General features: G+C 63.2%; 19 protein-coding genes. 7 read left to right on the top strand and 12 right to left on the bottom strand.

Features of this window, described 5'->3' with window-relative positions:
- Window positions 1-40: 40 nt before the first annotated feature.
- Window positions 41-391, bottom strand: a complete 351-nt coding sequence (locus BM083_RS08715) for a winged helix-turn-helix transcriptional regulator (RefSeq protein WP_009366579.1) — start codon at window positions 389-391, stop codon at window positions 41-43.
- A 125-nt stretch (window positions 392-516) separates the two neighbouring features.
- On the opposite strand from BM083_RS08715, the gene BM083_RS08710 reads away from it, so the two are divergent.
- On the top strand, window positions 517-939 hold the full coding sequence (locus tag BM083_RS08710) for a DUF6069 family protein (protein WP_089868600.1): 423 nt from the start codon (window positions 517-519) through the stop codon (window positions 937-939).
- A gap of 8 nt (window positions 940-947) precedes the next feature.
- Here the strand turns inward: BM083_RS08710 and BM083_RS08705 are convergent, their stop codons facing one another.
- Entirely contained in the window at window positions 948-1,412 is a 465-nt protein-coding gene (locus BM083_RS08705) for a PaaI family thioesterase (protein WP_089868598.1), read from the bottom strand.
- A gap of 248 nt (window positions 1,413-1,660) precedes the next feature.
- Between BM083_RS08705 and BM083_RS08700 the strand changes: the two genes are divergently transcribed.
- The gene (locus BM083_RS08700; protein ID WP_089868596.1) at window positions 1,661-3,022 is read left to right on the top strand and encodes a GntP family permease; all 1,362 of its coding nucleotides are present in this window, start codon (window positions 1,661-1,663) and stop codon (window positions 3,020-3,022) included.
- Between the two features lie 66 nt (window positions 3,023-3,088).
- Here BM083_RS08700 and BM083_RS08695 read toward each other — a convergent pair whose 3' ends face one another.
- The 3 genes from BM083_RS08695 to BM083_RS08685 form a co-directional block, all read right to left on the bottom strand.
- Window positions 3,089-3,724: an MBL fold metallo-hydrolase gene (locus tag BM083_RS08695; RefSeq protein ID WP_089868594.1), complete on the bottom strand. Its 636-nt coding sequence runs from the start codon at window positions 3,722-3,724 to the stop codon at window positions 3,089-3,091.
- Window positions 3,725-3,795: 71 nt separating this feature from the next.
- Window positions 3,796-4,605 (bottom strand): SAMP-activating enzyme E1, encoded by an 810-nt coding sequence (ubaA, locus tag BM083_RS08690; protein ID WP_089868592.1) that lies wholly within the window; start codon window positions 4,603-4,605, stop codon window positions 3,796-3,798.
- Between the two features lie 73 nt (window positions 4,606-4,678).
- Window positions 4,679-5,227 carry a GNAT family N-acetyltransferase gene (locus BM083_RS08685; RefSeq protein ID WP_089868590.1) on the bottom strand — a complete coding sequence of 183 codons (549 nt, stop codon included), beginning with the start codon at window positions 5,225-5,227 and terminating at the stop codon, window positions 4,679-4,681.
- 100 nt (window positions 5,228-5,327) lie between these two features.
- Between BM083_RS08685 and BM083_RS08680 the strand changes: the two genes are divergently transcribed.
- Together BM083_RS08680 and BM083_RS08675 are read left to right on the top strand one after the other, a co-directional pair.
- Window positions 5,328-5,651, top strand: coding sequence for a rhodanese-like domain-containing protein (locus BM083_RS08680; RefSeq protein WP_089868588.1), 324 nt, complete (start codon window positions 5,328-5,330; stop codon window positions 5,649-5,651).
- A gap of 133 nt (window positions 5,652-5,784) precedes the next feature.
- Entirely contained in the window at window positions 5,785-6,225 is a 441-nt protein-coding gene (locus BM083_RS08675) for a DoxX family protein (RefSeq protein ID WP_177197587.1), read from the top strand.
- Window positions 6,226-6,374: 149 nt separating this feature from the next.
- On the opposite strand, the gene BM083_RS08670 is transcribed toward BM083_RS08675, so the two are convergent.
- The 3 genes from BM083_RS08670 to BM083_RS08660 all read right to left on the bottom strand — a co-directional run bounded on the left by BM083_RS08670 (window position 6,375) and on the right by BM083_RS08660 (window position 8,490).
- On the bottom strand, window positions 6,375-6,965 hold the full coding sequence (locus BM083_RS08670; RefSeq protein WP_009366589.1) for a 50S ribosomal protein L15e: 591 nt from the start codon (window positions 6,963-6,965) through the stop codon (window positions 6,375-6,377).
- Between the two features lie 230 nt (window positions 6,966-7,195).
- Window positions 7,196-8,272, bottom strand: coding sequence for a DUF7972 family membrane protein (locus BM083_RS08665; RefSeq protein WP_089868586.1), 1,077 nt, complete (start codon window positions 8,270-8,272; stop codon window positions 7,196-7,198).
- Window positions 8,269-8,490 carry a Sp36 family protein gene (locus BM083_RS08660; protein ID WP_177197636.1) on the bottom strand — a complete coding sequence of 74 codons (222 nt, stop codon included), beginning with the start codon at window positions 8,488-8,490 and terminating at the stop codon, window positions 8,269-8,271. The genes BM083_RS08665 and BM083_RS08660 overlap by 4 nt, the downstream gene beginning before the upstream one ends.
- Before the next feature lie 128 nt (window positions 8,491-8,618).
- Between BM083_RS08660 and BM083_RS08655 the strand changes: the two genes are divergently transcribed.
- Complete coding sequence (locus BM083_RS08655; RefSeq protein WP_089870041.1) at window positions 8,619-9,440, top strand: alpha/beta hydrolase; 822 nt, start codon at window positions 8,619-8,621, stop codon at window positions 9,438-9,440.
- Here the strand turns inward: BM083_RS08655 and BM083_RS08650 are convergent.
- The gene (locus BM083_RS08650) at window positions 9,437-11,500 is read right to left on the bottom strand and encodes an alpha-amylase family glycosyl hydrolase (RefSeq protein ID WP_089868583.1); all 2,064 of its coding nucleotides are present in this window, start codon (window positions 11,498-11,500) and stop codon (window positions 9,437-9,439) included. The two genes, BM083_RS08655 and BM083_RS08650, sit on opposite strands and share 4 nt — an antisense overlap.
- Window positions 11,501-11,730: 230 nt before the next feature.
- Between BM083_RS08650 and BM083_RS08645 the strand changes: the two genes are divergently transcribed.
- The gene (locus tag BM083_RS08645) at window positions 11,731-12,609 is read left to right on the top strand and encodes a DUF7351 domain-containing protein (protein ID WP_089868581.1); all 879 of its coding nucleotides are present in this window, start codon (window positions 11,731-11,733) and stop codon (window positions 12,607-12,609) included.
- Window positions 12,610-12,644: 35 nt separating this feature from the next.
- On the opposite strand, the gene BM083_RS08640 is transcribed toward BM083_RS08645, so the two are convergent.
- The 3 genes from BM083_RS08640 to BM083_RS08630 are packed head-to-tail and all read right to left on the bottom strand — an operon-like array spanning window position 12,645 to window position 15,988.
- A complete protein-coding gene (locus BM083_RS08640; RefSeq protein ID WP_089868579.1) occupies window positions 12,645-13,727 on the bottom strand; it encodes a sugar ABC transporter permease in 1,083 nt (360 codons plus the stop codon).
- Window positions 13,724-14,689 (bottom strand): carbohydrate ABC transporter permease, encoded by a 966-nt coding sequence (locus BM083_RS08635; RefSeq protein ID WP_089868577.1) that lies wholly within the window; start codon window positions 14,687-14,689, stop codon window positions 13,724-13,726. Before BM083_RS08635 ends, BM083_RS08640 begins: the two co-directional genes overlap by 4 nt.
- A 3-nt stretch (window positions 14,690-14,692) precedes the next feature.
- Window positions 14,693-15,988 carry an extracellular solute-binding protein gene (locus BM083_RS08630; protein WP_089868576.1) on the bottom strand — a complete coding sequence of 432 codons (1,296 nt, stop codon included), beginning with the start codon at window positions 15,986-15,988 and terminating at the stop codon, window positions 14,693-14,695.
- 260 nt (window positions 15,989-16,248) lie between these two features.
- On the opposite strand from BM083_RS08630, the gene BM083_RS08625 reads away from it, so the two are divergent.
- Window positions 16,249-17,382: an ABC transporter ATP-binding protein gene (locus BM083_RS08625; RefSeq protein ID WP_089868574.1), complete on the top strand. Its 1,134-nt coding sequence runs from the start codon at window positions 16,249-16,251 to the stop codon at window positions 17,380-17,382.
- The last annotated feature ends 6 nt before the right edge of the window (window positions 17,383-17,388 follow it).

The raw sequence follows: 17,388 nt of genomic DNA, 5'->3' as shown, positions 1-17,388 counted from the left end.
GGCTCTCGTGAGGTGGGAACGAGCGATAGAGAACGGCTCTTCAGTTTTGGCTGACGACCGACTCGCCGAGCCACTCTTCGGCCCACGCTTCGATTTCTTCGAAGACGGGACAGAGCGACTCGCCTTTCTCGGTGAGACTGTAGTACGTCGCGACGGGTGCGTCTTCTTCGAGTCGTCGGCTGACGAACCCGGTCTCTTGGAGGTCGTCGAGCACTCGTGAGAGCGTGCGCGAACTCGCGTCCGTCGACCGCTTGAGTTCGTTGAACCGCTTCTCGCCGTCCTGCAGGTCGTGTAGGACGATGAGTCGCCACTGCGAGCCGATTTGCTTCAGCGAGTCGATGACGAAACAGGGTCCGACGAGTTCTTCTTCGTTCTCGGTGTTGACAGCCATCTCTAAACGGGTGTACGGACGCTGCGTATATACCGGTTCGGAATCGAACCTGGTATCTCATTGTGAGTGCTCGTCTCGGTGACAGAGAGTCACAGCTATTTCTCCATCGGAAGCGTACGGATGGGATGCAATCCGTTGCTACCCCTGTCGACTCGCTACAGCAGACGCGCGCTTCACTCCCGGAACGTGCAGCAATCGGGCTCGTGCTCGCGCTCGTCTTGAACGCACTCGTTCGTGCGATTACCGGGGCACTCGTCGATGTCAGCGGTGTCGACCCCTTAGGGTGGGGTCCCATCCTCACCGTGACGATTGTCGCCGCAGTCGGTGCGACCGCCGTCTACGTCGCCGTGTCTCGGTTCTCGACACGCCCAGACCGTCACTTCACGATTGTCGCGGCGGTCGTCCTCGTGCTCTCGATGGGGCCGGTGTTCACCGTCGCCCCCACAATCCCGGGTGTCACGGCGACGATGCTCGTCGCGCTCGCGGTGTTGCACGTCACGACTGCTGTCGGCCTCGTCACCGGATTAACCGGTGTGATTCACCGATAGCTTCCAGTTCACTCGTCTTCTTCGTCGGCCCCGTTTCGTCCGGGGAGACTTCCACGACCACCCGCTCCCCACGCCGTCTCGTCGGCCGCACCGCTCGTCTTGTACGTTCCGCGAGCAGTGGCGACGTCCGTCCCTTCGGTGTCGGAGACAGTGACGTCGGCGACGGCGACGCTGCCGCCGTCTCTGACGACTTCGGCTTCGGCGACGAGGTCGGTCGTCGCCGGCGCGAGATAGTCCATCCGCATGTCGATAGTCGGCGTCGCCGTGTAGTGCAACGAGATGACGGCCGCACCGCCGACGGTGTCGGCCAACGCGTAGGCGACGCCGCCGTGTGCGATAGACCGGCCCGGAACCGAGGAGTGGAAGTCGTTCAGCGTCAACGTCGCCGTTGCCCGCCCGTCTACCGCCTCCGTCACTTCGATGTCGAGATGGTCGGCGAACGGCATCTGCGACATAATCTCCTCTAAGCTCATTGTCCGTGATTCTCGGCGGGGTGGCAAAACGGTTGTCCGAACGTGCCCCGCGTTCGAGTTCGGGCGAGTATCGTGGTTCGAGTGAGTGTCGTGGTTCGAGCGAGCGTCGCTACCCCACGATGATATGGTCGCTGTGGTGCGCTTAGAGTACCCAACTCGCCCTATAATTCCTTATCTCACACACATGTTCTAGTAATATTTGTGGCTGACAGCACCCTCTTTTCAGGCCACCGGAGTGGTACACGTGCATGATAGATGGTTACGCATTGGTGATACTACTCGCCGCAGCAGTGGGGTTCATCATCTTCGCGACGGCGAAGGTGAACCTCCACGCGTTCTTGACGCTCTTGCTCGCGGCGTACGGAACCGGTGTGCTGGCAGGAATCGACCCACAGGAGGTTGCGACACTCGTCACCGACGGGTTCGGTGGTGTCCTCGGCTACATCGGTATCGTCATCCTCGCGGGGACGATTATCGGTGTCGTCCTCGAACGGTCGGGTGCCGCAATCGTCATCGCCGAGAGCATCCTCGACCTCATCGGCGAGAAACACACGCCCGAGGTGATGGCGATTACGGGGAGTCTCGTCAGTATTCCCGTCTTCTGCGACTCCGGGTACATCATCCTCTCCGGACTGAGTCGCTCGCTCGCCGAGCGCTCGAATCGCTCGCTTGCGACGCTCAGCGTCGCACTGGCCGGTGGCCTCTACGTCACGCACGTCTTCGTCCCGCCGACGCCCGGCCCCATCGCTGCGGCGGGTATCCTCGGTGCCGACGTCGGACTGGTCATGCTCGCCGGTATCGTGGTGAGCATCCCCGTGACGCTCGTCGCCGCAAAGTGGGCCAGTTACGTCGCCTCGCGCTTCCACATCGACCCCGAACCCGAGGTGACGATGTCGGACATCAAAGCCGAATACGGTCGGCTTCCCTCGCGCGGACAGGCGTTCGCGCCGTTACTCGTTCCGATTATCCTCATCTCGCTCGGCAGTATCGCCGCCTACCCGAGTGCCGACGACCCGGCGTTCGTCGCCGGTACACTCCAGAGTTGGCTCCTGTTCATCGGTGACCCCGCGGTTGCGCTTCTCTTCGGGGCGTTCCTGAGTTTCACTATCGTCCCATCGTTCTCCGATGACATCATCGACGAGTGGGTCAGCGACGGTCTGACCAACGCCGCCGTCATCCTCGCCGTGACGGGCGCAGGTGGCGCGTTCGGGAGCGTTCTCGGTGCCCTCCCGCTCGAAGACTTCATCGGCAACACGTTCAGCGGTCTCGGCATCGGTCTCTTGGCCGCCTTCATCATCGCGGCAGCACTCAAGACCGCACTCGGGTCGTCGACGGTGGCGATTCTCACCACGTCGAGTCTCATCGCACCCCTCCTCGGGTCACTCGGACTCGCTTCTCAGTGGGGAGCGGTGTTCGCGGTGCTGGCAATCGGTGCGGGAAGTATGACGGTGAGTCACGCCAACGACTCGTACTTCTGGATCATCACCGAGTTCTCCGACATGGAGACGGCGACGGCCTATCAGGCGTGGACGCTCGCCACGCTGGCACTCGGCATCGTCAGCATCGTCTGGATTGTCATTCTCAGAAACATCGTCCAGCTGGTCGCCTGAGTTCACGACGCACCGTTTTCGTTCGTTTTCTGTTCGTCGATGCACCGAACAGTAGAATCTCAGCGACTACGACGGCTTGCCGGGGAAGTTCACGAACGCGTCGAGCTTTTCGTGCCCTCCGTCGAGCACCGACGACCCGTGGAAGACGAGGACGGCGTCGAACTCGTAGTCGAGGAGTCGTTCGAGACTCGCCTCCGCTTCGTTCAGGTCGTCGGAGTAGACGGCGGGTGGGAGGAGGAGATAGCCCGCGGGCAACCCGCGTTGGTCGGACCCCGAGACGGCGTCGCCCGCGACGACGACGCCGCGGGACTCGTCGACGAGTGCGTGGTTGTCCGGTTCGTGACCGGGGACGTGGACGGCTTCGAAGTCGCCGATGGTGTCGCCGTCGCCGTAGCGAACGTCCGGGTCGACGCCGCCGAGTGCGCTCTCTTCTGTCTGCTCGGGGACGAACACCTCCGGGTCGTACTTGTCGACGACGGCCGGGAGGCCGCCGGTGTGGTCGCCGTCGTTGTGCGTGACGACGACGCGCTCTGGTTCGACGTCGAGCGCATCGAGACCCTCGAACAGCGCGTCCGTCGTGCCGCCGAGACCGGTGTCGACGAGCGTCGGAACGGGGTCTTCGAACAGGTACACGCGGAATCGTCGACCCTCGCCTTCCATCACCGTCACGTCGTGGACGCCGGGCAGAACCTCTTCTGGCATAGCTGAGTAAACGAAGTGAAGCGGGTTAAACGACAGCCTCGCGGTAGGTCGGACGGCCAGTCGACGAACGCTCAGTCGGCGATGGTACAGCCACCGCTGTACTCGATGCCCTCGATGGAGTCGATGGCCGACTCTCCACAGACCGGGCAGTCGGGGTTCTCTCTGTACGGAACCGTCTCGAACGTCATGTCCATCGCGTCGTAGAACAGCAGTCTGCCTTCGAGCACGTCGCCCGTCTCCAAGAGGAGCTTCATCGCTTCGGTCGCCTGGATACAGCCGACGGTTCCCGGGAGAACGCCGAGGACGCCCGTCGTCGCACAGTCGGGAACCGTCCCCGGTTCGGGTGCCTCACGGAACAGACAGCGGTAACACGGCCCGTCGGGCGTGAGCGTCGTGACCTGTCCCTCGAACTTGTAGATAGCGCCGTGCGCGACGGGCACGTCGTGGATGCGGGCGGCATCGTTGACCATGTAGCGCGTCGGGAAGTTGTCTGAGGCGTCGACGACGACGTCGTAGTCGGCGACGAGTTCTTCCACGTTGTCGGTGTCGAGGCGCGTCTCGTGTGCCTCGACGGTGACGTCGGGGTTCAGTCGTTCGACGAACTTCTTCGCACTCTCGACTTTCGGGATGCCGACGTCGGCGTCGGCGTGGATGACCTGCCGCTGGAGGTTCGAGCGTTCGACGACGTCGTCGTCGACGACGCCGATTCGGCCGACGCCCGCGGCGGCGAGATACTGGATGACCGGCGCGCCGAGTCCACCCGCCCCGACGACGAGGGCGCTCCCGTCGAGCAGTTTCTGTTGGCCCTCTGGGCCGACTTCGTCCATGATGATGTGTCGAGAGTACCGGTCCAACTGGGTCGAATCGAGTGAGAGAGACATTGTCTGAGGTTTGCGACACGCCGGGATAAGGATACGGCTCGCGGGTGTGACTGGTAGAGAGTGGGCAACGTCGTCACTCCGTCCACTCCTCGCGGAGCAGTCCGTACTGCACCATATCGCGGTGTTCGCCGTCGACGAACATGAACTTCCGGCGACGCCCCTCCTCGACGAAACCGAGCAACTCCAGTAGTCCACGCGAGGCGTCGTTGAAGTCGAAGACACCCGCGCCGACGGCGGGCGTGTCGTACTGTCGGAACACGTAGTCGACGACGAGCGAGAGGGACTCTGTACCGTAGCCCTCGCCGTGGAACTCGGGAACGAGCCAGTAACCGAGTTCGGGTCGTTTGTAGTGGGCGTCTGCGACGCTCACGCAACCGATTCGGGTCACGTCGTCGGCATCGTCGAGCAGTTCGGGCGTCTCGTCGCCTTCGAGGCAGACGAGAAACCGGTCGGGGGCGTTCCGGTCGTCCGACACCTCGTACTGCTCGCGGTTCTGCAGTGGGTTGCCGAGCGGATACCGAATCTCGGGGTTGGAGCCTGCTCGCTGGAGAAACGGGATGTCCTCGTTCTCGACCGTTCGGAGGGTGACTCGCTCGCCGCTGGTGATGCGTGCGCCGGGCATGGACGTACCGAGACAGACGCGCCTCATGGACGTTCCCCCTCGAACGCAGTGGGAGTCGAGAGACCGACGAGCATTTGCCCGACCTGCCGTAAGCCACCGCATGGTCACGGAACTCTCGCCGACGGAGCTACAGGAGAAACTGGACACCGGTACCGACGTCGCCCTCCTCGACATCCGCGACCCCCAAGCGTTCGCCGACGGCCACATTCCAGGGTCCGAAAACCGCCCCGCACAGCGGCTCGACGCGTCGGTCTTCGACGAGGAGTGGCCCGACGAGGTGGTCGTCTCCTGTTACATCGGCAAGAGTTCGAAGCGTATCGCCGAGATTCTCGACACGAACCTCGCGGCCGACGTGACGAGCCTCCGGGGCGGGTTCGACGCCTGGGAAGGGCCCGTCGAGAGCGGTCATTCGGTATCGGAGTGAAGCGACACGGAAACCCGAGGAACGCTGAAACCAGAAGAGTCCGAAGTTGCGGAACTGCCTGCCTTCTGAGGTAGAGCTAAAGGTGTCGAACGTTATATCTCCGTATATCTCCACCAGACGGAGAGACGTTCTCATGAGCGAGGAAGCAATCACCATCGACATCGAAGACGAACAGGCGAGTGAAGCAGCGGCCGAGGAGAGCAGCGACGGATTGCTCTTCCTCCTCGCACGACTACTCTTTGCGATTCCGCTCGGCTTCACCGCGTTTAACCACTGGAAAGACATGGAAGGGACCATCGGCTACGCCGAGGCGATGGGCGTCCCGAACGCCGACAAACTCGTGCCCTTCTCCGTCGGCATGCTCTCGTTCGGCAGCATCGGCATCGCGCTCTGGCGACTCCCGACGCTGGCCGCGGGCGCAGTCGCGACGTTCCTCGTCGGCGTCACGCCGCAGATGCACCGCTTCTGGGAAGCCGACGAAGACCAGAAGCAGTCCGAGCGCACGCACTTCGTGAAGAACGCTGCCATGCTCGGCGGCGCGCTCGCGTTCCTCATCAAGGCGCGACAGGACTGAGCGAGACGACAGCGTTTCCCGGTTCTTTTCTTTGACTCGTCCCAGATGCCGTAGCCTCGGCTCCGAGTGCGTCACTGCGGGATATCGACGCGTCGCTCACGAGTTCGAAAAAGACAGAATACGAGTGGAAGCGCGCGTTCCGTAGAGGGTTATTTGCCGCGACCCTGACCGCTGGCGACGCTCGGGCGGACGTGTTCCGACCCCTTGCCGCGGTTGTTGAGACCACGGTTGTCCTTGCCGGCGTTCGTGAGACCACGGAACGCACGGCCCTTGTGCTTGTCCGAGCAGATCCAGTTGAGGTCGTCGTCGTTCTCGATGGCTGCGTGTTCCGGGTCCACGAGAATCACCTCGAACCACTTCTGCGAACCGTCTTCACCGACCCAGTAGGAGTTGAGGACGCGCAGGTTGGGGTACTTTCGGGAGACGCGCTGTTCGCCGATGCGCTGGATGCTCGTACGTCGCGAGAGACGCTTGACACCCTGACGCTTCGAACGGCGACCCGCCTTGTGGCGCTGCTTGCGCGCGGTCCCCTTCCGGACGGAGACGCGAGCGACGACGATGCCCTGCTTGGCCTTGTAGCCGAGTTCGCGGGCCTTGTCGAGACGCGTCGGGCGCTCGATGCGCTCGATTGCGCCCTGTCGGCGCCATTCCTGTTTTCGCTGCCACTGAAGCTCTGCGAGTTTCCCGTCACCGGGACTCCGCCAGGCTTCCTTGATGTGAGAGTAGAAGCTTCGTGCCATTGTAATCACCACGGACGCTTGCGATTCAGTTCCGCCAACGAAGACGACACGTCGTCGCCCTCGCCGCGCAACCACATTTCGTCCCGTTCCCGTACGGGTCACGGGTGCCCACTGGTGGCCCGTCGTCCAGCGAGTTACCCACACTTCCTCGTCTCGGCCTTTAACCACTTCGGAACGCGAGAGCGTGTGTGAGAGGGTTTCGTGGGTCGACGTCACGAGGTCCGACGGTCCTACCGCTGGGAGTCTCGAAGGATGAGCGGACCGATAGCGAGTGTCCGCTTCGCGATGGTCGCGATACGGGCGATGTAGGACACGAGAAGCAAGAACGGGAGCAACGAGATGGTGAAGGCAGCGTCGACGACCCAGAGGATGTTCTCGATGCCGAACGTGACGCCCGTAACAGAGTCGCTTCCGACGAACGCCAGCATCCCACCGGTCACGACGAGTGCGGGAACCGCCGCGTAGAGAATCATCTGTGAGAGGTCGATGAGCGCCCACTGGAAGTAGAGCGTCTTGATGTGTTCGCGGGCGGGTCCGAACATCGACAGGCTGGTCTTCAGTTCCTCGAACAGTTGTCGTTGGTCGGCCGAGAGGGCGTCGTCGTACTCGTACATCATGCGCTCGACCTGAAAGATCTTCCAGCCGTAGTTGAAGTCGAGTGCGGCGAACAACACGTCGAACGTTCCGAAGCGCGCGCCGTCGAGTTCGTCTCTGACCTCGTCGGCGTTGCCGGTCAGACTGTCCGTGAACTCGTCGAGTTCGTCCCGGAGTTGGTCGTTGTCGCTCCCCGAGACGGCGTCGCGGAGCGCGCGTGCGCGTTTCTGTGTCGCGTCGACCAGCACGCGGAGGAACGCCGACGGGTCGGCGGGTACGGGTTGCTCGAGCAGTTCGGAGGCGTAGCTCCGGAAGTCCATCGTGTTGCTCATCCGCGCGTGTTGGTCGCCGAGCGGACCGTTCTCCTGTGAGATGACCAACTGCGTAATCGTGACGACGAGCGTCGTTCCGGTGATGATCGCACCGAGCATCGTCGAGAAGATGGTCTCGATGGTGTCGCCAGACTGGATATCCGCTTGGAAGTCCGGGTAGTAGAACTGTCCGAGCACCATGAACGCGACGAAGAAGCCGAGTGCCAGCGCGCCCGTTATCAGGAGTCGGTTCGCACTGAGGAGCACGACGAGTTTGATTCGACTCTCGTCGGCCCGGTCGAGCATCGTGTTCGCGGTGCCGATGTCGGAGTCACCGTGCGTCTCTATTTCGGTTTGGCTCTCTGCATCCGCGTCGACGTCGTCGTCGAGTCCGGAACTCATTCAGCGTTCTCGGCTTCGTCGCCGCCGTCCTCCTTCGGTCGCTTGAACACGAGGAACTTCGTCCCCCCGCCGACGTACTCGATGGTGTCGACGAGCTCCCACCCCTCGTCGCCGAGTTCGTTCAAGCGCGCTTTCGGGTCGGTCGCTTCCTTCTGTGTCGACCCCTTGGGAGGGACGACTGTCTCGTATTCCCATTTCGTAGACTCAGACACAGCTATCGAGTAGGCCGGACGACTCCTAAATCTATTCGCCGTCGTGCGCTATCCACTCGATCGTAGGGCTGGGCAGCGGCGTGCGTTCCCTCCGAGACACTACAGTGATGTCGCTCGCCGCAGACGACGAGACCATGACCGACGACATCGACTGGCGGCCGTACGACCTGACCGACGGCCACACCGTCCTCGGCGACGTCCGTGTCTCTTCGACCATCGAGACACCGCTCTCCACCGACCGCCACCTCCTCGTCTCTCTGCCGCCGTCGTACACTGACGCCGAGCGGTCCGAAACGTCGTATCCTGTCGTCTACATGCACGATGGGCAGAACCTCTTCGACGAGGCGACCAGCAACTCGGGTGAGTGGTGTGTCGACGAGACGATGGCGCGACTGAGCGACGAAGGTAGAGAAGCAATCGTGGTCGGTATTCCCCACGGTGGCGACGCCCGGGGCGACGAGTACACGCCGTATCCACACGAGGAGTACGGCGGCGGCGACGCCGACCAGTATCTCCAGTTCCTCTTCGAGACGGTCAAACCGCTCGTCGACGAGACGTTCCGAACCCGTCCCGGCCGGGAGGCCACCGGACTCGTCGGTTCTTCGCTCGGCGGCGTCGTCAGTCTCTACGGCTTCTTCGAGTATGGAGCGAAAGTAGGCTTCGCAGGCGTCATGAGTCCGGCGTTCTGGTGGCCTGGCGAACCGATGTTCGAGTACGTCGCCGACCAGTCGCGGACGGACGGGCGACTCTACGTCGACGTCGGCGGACAGGAGTCACCCGACAATCCCGAACTGAACGACGCGTACGTTCGCGACGCAGAGCGGATGGCCGAGCAACTGCGAGAACAGGGGTTCACGGACGACCGACTCAGATTCGTCGTCGACGACGACGCGAGACACCACGAGTCCGAGTGGGCCGAGCGGTTCCCCGACGCGATGCGGTTCTTACTGGGTTAACGGATGCGGAGGACGACCACGCTGTCGACGCGGACACCGTCGCCACCGCCCACGTCCGACTCGGTGAGTAGGTCGCGCGTGTCGACGTCCCGATGCGGCGTCACCGTCGCAGACCCCTCGGCGAAGTTCAGCACGACGACCACACTCTCTTCGTCCTCGGTTCCCGGTCGTTCGTAGGCGACGACGTTCCGCTCCTCGCCGTCGTGGACGTCGCAGGCGACGCGGTTCACACCCGGCGAGCGGAGCGCGGGAATCTCGTCGCGGAGGGTGACGAGACGTCGGTGGAACGTCGTCAAGTCGGCGTCACCGTCGTGCCACCGCATCGGGCCGCGCTGTTCGGGGACACCTCGTTCCTGTCCGTAGTAGACGAGCGGCGTGCCGGGGAGCGTGAACGTCGCCGCCGCCGCTGGACGAAGCGTTCCCGCCTCACACTCCGTCGCGTACCGGTCCTCGTCGTGGTTCTCGACGTAGCGCAGGTAGACCGCTTCGTCGGGAAACCCTTTCCGCTCGGATTCGACGAACGCGTCGAAGAGTTCGGCGGCGGGCGCGTCGCCGGTGCCCACGTCGCGAAGCGCGTAGTAGAGGTCCGTGTCGTAGTGCAGGTCGAACTCGTTCTCGCGGAAATCGACGCGTCGTTTCGGAACCGTCTCGTCCAAGAAGAGGAACTCGGGGTCTTCGGCCTTCACGCGCGCTCGAACCTCCTTCCAGAAGCCGTGGGGCACGCCCCACGCGACGTCACACCGGAAGCCGTCGACGAGCGGTGCCCACGAGTCGACGACGTCGAGCATCCACCGGCGAACCGCGAGCGAGTCGTAGTTCACGTTCGGAATCGACGCCCAGTTGAAGTAGTGGCCGGGTGCGTCGTCCCCAGCCCAGTCGACGCCAGTCGTATCCTGCTCACGCGGGATGCGTTCGTAGTGGTCTGCGTATTCGGGGACGCCCGCCCGGTGCATCTGGAAAGCCGGATGGTCGCGGGAGGTGTGGTTGACGACGAGGTCGAACAGGACTTGGATACCCGCCTCGTGAAGACGGTCGACGAGCGACTCGAACTCCGCGCGCGTGCCGAGGTCCGACGCCGTGTCGAACAGGTCGGTGATGTGGTAGCCGTGACGCGTCGGACTCGCACAGACGGGTGTGAGCCACACGGTGTCGATACCGAGCGATTCGAGGTACGGGACGCGTCGTTCTATCTCCTCGAAAGTCGTCTCCAGTTTCTCGCCTGCGAACTGCCGGACGAAAATCTGGTAGACGGTGGCGTCCCGAACCCAGTCGGGAGCGTCGGCCGGTCGGTCGAACGAAATCGTCTCTTCGTCCCCAACCCGAATCGTCAGCGTGTCGGCGATGCTCGGTCGCTCGGCGACGGCGACGGCGTGAACGCGTGAGAACACCGGAAGCGACTCGACTGGGATGCGGAGTTCCTCGCCGTCGACGGAGACGTCCGACTCGTCGAGGGCGTCGCGGTCGTCGAAGTGGAACTCCACCTCGGGGTCGTCGCCGTCGGGAGCGGCCTGCGCCGTCGCAGTGACGACGACTTCCTCGGCCTCCCGTCGTCCGTCCAGGCGGATACGCGGGCGCCCCGGCCCCTCGACGGTCACGCTGGTCGTCGCGTGGGGGTCGAACTCGTCCTCGAACGCGAAGATAGCCTGGTGGTCGCCGGGCGGGAGTTCGACGTCGAGTGTGAACTCGTCGCCCTTGCGGGTGACGCGATGACCGCCCATCACGAAGTCGTTGAACGGGCCGATGACCGAGGCCGAGTCGACGCCGTCGAGGGCAGCGTCGACAGCGTCTGCGGACACAGAGAATCGAGCAGGTGTACGTGTCGTCGGGAACACACGGACGGTCTGTGTGTGCGTGCCGTCCGGTGCGTCGAGTTCGGCGGTGTACGTGCCGGGAGCGTCCGGGTCGAGGTGGACGACCGGGCCGTCGTCGAATTCCGCGGTGCTCTCTTCTGGCGCGGACGTGAGCGTCCACCGGTAGAGTTCGTCCGGGTCTGGGTCGCGTGGGGCCAGTTCGACTGCCTTCCCGACGGTCGTGAATCGGGGCGGTCCGGGATGCTGCATGTGAGTACGTGGGCGGACGGAGCGTGGATAAACCTCCGCAGAAGGGTTCTTCTGTTCGTCTACGTCGATGAGGGGGCAAGCGGTGGTCGTGGTGCAATCAGCTCTATACTTTGTCTCTTCGCGCGTGCGCGCGAGTCTCTCAAGGCTGCCGGTACGGTGAAGATTTCTTCTGTTCGGGTCGGTCCGCTCCGAGGAGATAGTTTTTCGACCGTCGGCCGACGTGAGGCGGTATGGCCCGAGACGAGAACGGTGGAAGACCCGACGTCGACACCACACAGGCGGCGTCGGCGCTGGGGTCACTCGCCGACGAGGACCGCATCGCCATCCTCCTCGCACTCCGAGAGGGCGGTCCGCGGTCGTTCGTCGACCTCCAGACCGCCGCCGGATTCGAAGACAGCGGTCGGTTCAACTATCACCTCGACCAGTTGGTCGGGCGGTTCGTCCAGAAGAGCGACCGCGGGTACGACCTCCGAGCGGCCGGCGCGAAAGCGGTTGACATCGTCACCGACGAGCGGTTCGGCGAGTCACCACCGCCCGTCGACAGACCGGCCGACGCCGACTGTCCGAACTGCGGTGCAGGACTCCGAGCGCGCTACGCCGACGAGAACGTCGAGATTTCGTGTCCCGAGTGTACGGTTCTCGTCCACTACGGCTACTTCCCGCCGCGTGGTCGAACGACCCGTGACGCCGACGACCTGTTCGACGCCTACGGGAAGCGCCTGTGGCGCGACTTCACGCTCGCCTATCGCGGGGTCTGTCCGTACTGCAGTGGACGGATGACGACCCGTGTGGAACGCGAATCTGACCACCACCTACACTATCCTGCAGTCAGCACCTGCCGCGACTGTGGTGCCGAGATTGCGACGGCGGTCGGACTGCGACTGCTCGCAGACTCGGGCGTCGTGTCGTTTCTCGCTGACCACGGCGTCGGTGTCGACGACCGGCCGTTCTGGCAGTTCGACTTCTGTCTCGACGACAGCCGCGTCGACGTCGTCGCCGAGGACTCGTTTCGAGTCTCCGTTCCAATCGAACAGGGAGAGGAGACGCTTCGGGTTATCGTCGACGAACGGGGAGACGTAGTCGAGACCACGCGGACGACGCGGCGGTAGAGGTGAAGAAAAGGACCGCTGTGTCGACTATCTCACTACCCTTCGACGCCACCGAACGACAACCCGCCCTCGATGTACCGCTGTGCGAAGAGGTACACGAGGCCGAGCGGTGCGGCGAACGTCAGCGCGAACGCCGAGAACCGCGCCCACGGGATAGAGTACTCGCTGATGAGCGAATACAGGCCGACCGGGAGCGTGTAGTTCTCCGTCCCGAGCAGTGTCTGAGCGACGACGAACTCCGTCCACCCGGTGAGGAAGGTGAAGATGAACACCGTCGCGAGGCCGGCTTTCGACAGCGGGAGGATGACCTCGGTGACGACCCGCCACGGCGGCGCGCCGTCGACGATGGCCGCCTCTTCGTAAGAGACGGGGATACCGTCCATGTAGGTCTTGAGCAACCACGTGTTAAACGGCACCGCCGTCGCCGCGTAGTATACCGAGAGTGCGAGTTTACTGTCGTTGAAGCCGAGTTGGACGAACACGGTGTACAGTCCGATGAGCATAGCGATTCCGAGTCCCCCACCCACCTGCGTCAAGAGGACGTAGCCGAACAGAATCTTCTCTCGGCCGATGAACTCCCGCCGGGAGAGGGCGTATGCACCCGGCACGATTAGCGACATCGCGATGAGCACCGTCGGGATGGCGACGGTCATACTGTTGACGAAGAACTGTTTGAAGCCGGAGGGACTCTCAACCCCGTGGGCGGAGGCGTCGAGGAACGTCACCTGCGGCGTGTTGAACACGACTGCCAAATCCGTCAACGGGATGTTGAGGCTGATGGCGTACGCTGGGATGATGAGGTCGCCGACGACCCACACGAACGGCTGGAGCGAGACGTCCGTAGGGAGTAATCGAAGACCACCGGACGAGTAGATAGAGCCACCGGACCCCGACAGTGCGGACATGAGAATCCAGTACAGGGGAAACAGGAGCGTCAGGACGATAGCCAGCGCGCCGAGCGTGATAGCCAGCGTCTTCACCGGTTCGACCGGCGACATCCGGCCGTTCCGAACCTCGTCGACCGTGTACCCGACCCCACGGACGAGGTCGACCGGGACCATCAGAGCCTCTTTGGTGTCCTCCTTGACGCTCCGTCCGACAGATCGAAGCAAACTCATGCTTCGTTCACCCCGTCTGCGAGACGACCGCGCTTGACGTTCAGCCACATGAACGCGCCGATGATGACGACGGCGACGAGGCTGATGGCGGCACCCTGCCCGTACTGTGAGAACGAGAACGCCTCACGGTAGGCGTACAGGATGAGCAGTTCGTTCGCCCGTGCGGGCCCTCCCTCGTTGAACACGAAGGGGATGAGGAACTGCTGGAACGACGCTGCCGCCGTCAGGATGGAGGCGAACAGCACCGGTCGTTTGATCGAGGGAAGCGTCACGTGCAGGAAGCGAGCGACGTACCCCGCCCCGTCGACCATCGCCGCCTCGTGCAGTTCGTCGGAGACGTTCTGTAGCGCGCTGACGGTGATGATGACCATGAACGGGTAGGCGAGCCACGCTTCGGTGACGTTGTACGCGAGAAACGCCATCCAGCGTTGGCTCATCCACGCGATGCTGGAGAAGCCGAACTCGGCGAGTACCTGATTGGCCAGTCCGAACTCGGCCGAACTGAAGATGCCGCGCCACACCGTGATGGTGAAGATGGCGGGGAGCCCCATCGGGACGATGATGATAGAGCGCATGAAGCGCTTCCCGCGGACGCGTTCGCCAGTAACGACGAGCGCGATGCCGAGGCTGAGTGCGATCTTCAGTGCGACGCTCGTGGCGACGAACAGCCACGTGATACCGAACGAGTTCCAGAACGCCGGGTCGGTGAGGATGGTGACGTAGTTCTCTAGTCCGACGAACGTCGCTTCACCGAACGTCAGAATCGAGGCGATACCGTCTCCCGCAAAGAGGTTCGACGGTTTCGCGTTCGTGAACGAGACGCCGACGAGGTAGAGGATGGGGAAGAGCATGAACGTCGAGAACATGAACAACCCCGGAAGAACGAGGAGCAGCGACGCGTCTCCTCGCTCTAAAAACGGCACCTCGTCGACTCGCTGTGCGACGCGCGATACTGTGCTCATTGTTCACTCCCAGTTCTTGCGGACGGTCGCTGCAGCCTGCTCCAGAGCCTTCTTCGGTTTCGCGTCGCCGTTGAACGACTTGATGAGCGCGTCGTCGAGCGGTCCCCAGACCTTGTTCATCTTGGGGTGCGTCGGCATCGGCCTCCCCTGAGCGACGGCCTCGGAGAACGCACGGACCCGCGGCGGCAGGTCCTCGCTGCCGGCGAGACTCTTCAGCACCGGAATCGTTCCCTGCTCCTCGGCAGCCATGAGCGCGCGGTCCTCGTTGGTGACGTACCACTCGATGAACTTCTGTGCGGCCATCGCGTCGGCACCGCCCTCCTTCATCGCCTTCGAGAAGTACCACATCGTGATTCCCGTGTACGGGGTCGGCTCTCCGCCCTCTGGTTTCGGCAGTGTCGTCACGCCGTAGTTCACGCCCTTCTCGTTGAGCGTCGCGAGATACCACGGACCGTTGAAGGCGAACGCCGCGTTGCCCTCGGCGAACGCGGCCGCCTGTGCCTCGTAGCTCGGGTCTTTCGGCACGTACGGGACGAAGTTGTCGAGGATGAATTGGAGTCCCTCGACGGTGCTGGACTGATCGATTCCGAGCTGTGGGTCCTTCTCCGAGTCGAAGTAGTAGCCGCCGAACGCCTGTAGCCACGCACTGACGAAGTAGGAGTTGAAGGGGTAGCTGAGCCCGTAGGAGTTGTTGCTCGGGTCGTGCTGCTCTTCCATCACGCTGACCATGTCGGCGACCGTCTCCGGTGCGGAGTCGACCTTGTCTTTGTTGTAGACGAGCGACACCGTCTCGGCGGAGTGCGGGAGGCCGACCGTCTCCCCGTCGAACTGAACTGCCTCCGCAGCAGCGTCGGTGAAGGTGTCGAGGCTCACCGAGAGGCTGTCGCCGCGGCCGACGACGAAGTTACGCTGATAGTAGTCGCCGACCCAGTCGTGTGCCCACTCGAAGCTCTGTGGCCCCTGACCGGCCGGGATTGCGCTCGTCGTCTTCTTCTCGAGGTCTGCGATGTCTGCACCTGTGACCGCGTGCTTCGACTGGTCGTTGAACTGCTGCATCGCGTTCTTCCGAGCCTGGATCTCCGAATCCGGGAGACTGTACCACAGCTTCGCCTCCCCGGCCGGCCCGGACGACTCCGTCGTCTCCGACCCGCTCGATTCGGACCCACCGTCGCCGGAGCCACCGTCACTCGACGGCTCCTCAGTCGAGCCTTGTTCTTGCACACCGACACAGCCTGCCAGCCCGCCGATGGTGCCTGCGATACCGAGGTTCTTGAGTACCGTTCTGCGGTCCATTGTCATGGATGAATATTGGATGAATAAGTCGTTCACACCTTAAATCATTCGGATACGACACTATTGTTCATCCTGGATACGGCGCGCGCGAGCGACGCGGGTGACTGTCCGTTCTTACACAGACGGGGAACGACGCGCACGCCCGCCGCTCTCGGACCGTTCGTGCGCCGTCGAGGTGAGACGCGTTAAAATACTACGAAATTATGCATCACAGATTCTGCTCAGAGGGCAAGAACTATACACTGTGACCACTACGCATGGCCATAATGGCAACTGTAACGCTCGATAATCTCAGAAAGGAGTTCGACAACGGTCGCATCGTCGCCGTCGACGACATCTCGCTCGACGTCGCTGACGGCGAGTTCGTGACGGTCGTCGGACCGTCGGGGTGCGGGAAGTCGACCACATTACGAATGATTGCGGGACTCGAATCGCCGACGTCGGGGTCCATCCACTTCGGCGACGAGGACGTCACCGACGTCCACGCCCGCAAGCGCGACGTGGCGATGGTGTTCCAGAACTACGCGCTCTACCCGCACAAGACGGTCGAACAGAACATGGCGTTCGGCCTGCGGATGAGCACGGACCTCTCGAAGGAGGAGCGTCGCGAACGCGTCCGCGAGACGGCCGAGATGATGGGCATCGAGAACCTCCTCGACGACCGACCGGACGAACTCTCCGGCGGGCAGAAACAGCGCGTCGCACTCGGGCGCGCCATCGTCCGCGAACCAGACGTGTTCCTGTTCGACGAACCGCTCTCGAATCTGGACGCGAAACTCCGGACGACGATGCGGACGGAGATTCAGCGCCTCCAGAACGAACTCGGTATCACGGCCATCTACGTCACTCACGACCAAGAGGAGGCGATGACGATGGGCGACCGAATCGCCATCCTCAACGGTGGAGAACTCCAGCAGGTCGGCGCACCCAAGGAGGTCTACAACGACCCGACGAACGCCTTCGTCGGCGGGTTCGTCGGCAGTCCGAGCATGAACTTCCTCGACGTCTCCGTCGACCGTCGCGGCGACGACGTCCACCTCGTGACCGACGACGGCACCGTCGACTACGTCCTCTCGGGCGACATCGCCGCCCGCGTCCGCGACGCCGACGGTACCGAGTTCAACCTCGGAATCCGACCCGAAGACGTCGGTGTCGTCGAGAGCGGGAGAAACACCGTCCGAACCACCGTCGGCGTCGTCGAACCCATCGGCAGCGACAACTACCTCCATCTCGACATCGGCCCGGACTTCATCGCCCGCGTCGACTCCGACATCGAACCCGATACCGGCGACGTCATCCACGTCACCTTCGACCAGTCGGACCTCCACCTCTTCGACGGCGACACCGGCGAGTCGGTGCTCAAGCGGACGCGGGAGCGCACCGCGTCGCCGACACCGTAACTCGCC

It is taken from the genome of Halogranum rubrum (genome assembly GCF_900114455.1).
Classification (GTDB): domain Archaea; phylum Halobacteriota; class Halobacteria; order Halobacteriales; family Haloferacaceae; genus Halogranum; species Halogranum rubrum.
This window is presented reverse-complemented; position numbering and strand designations above follow the sequence as displayed.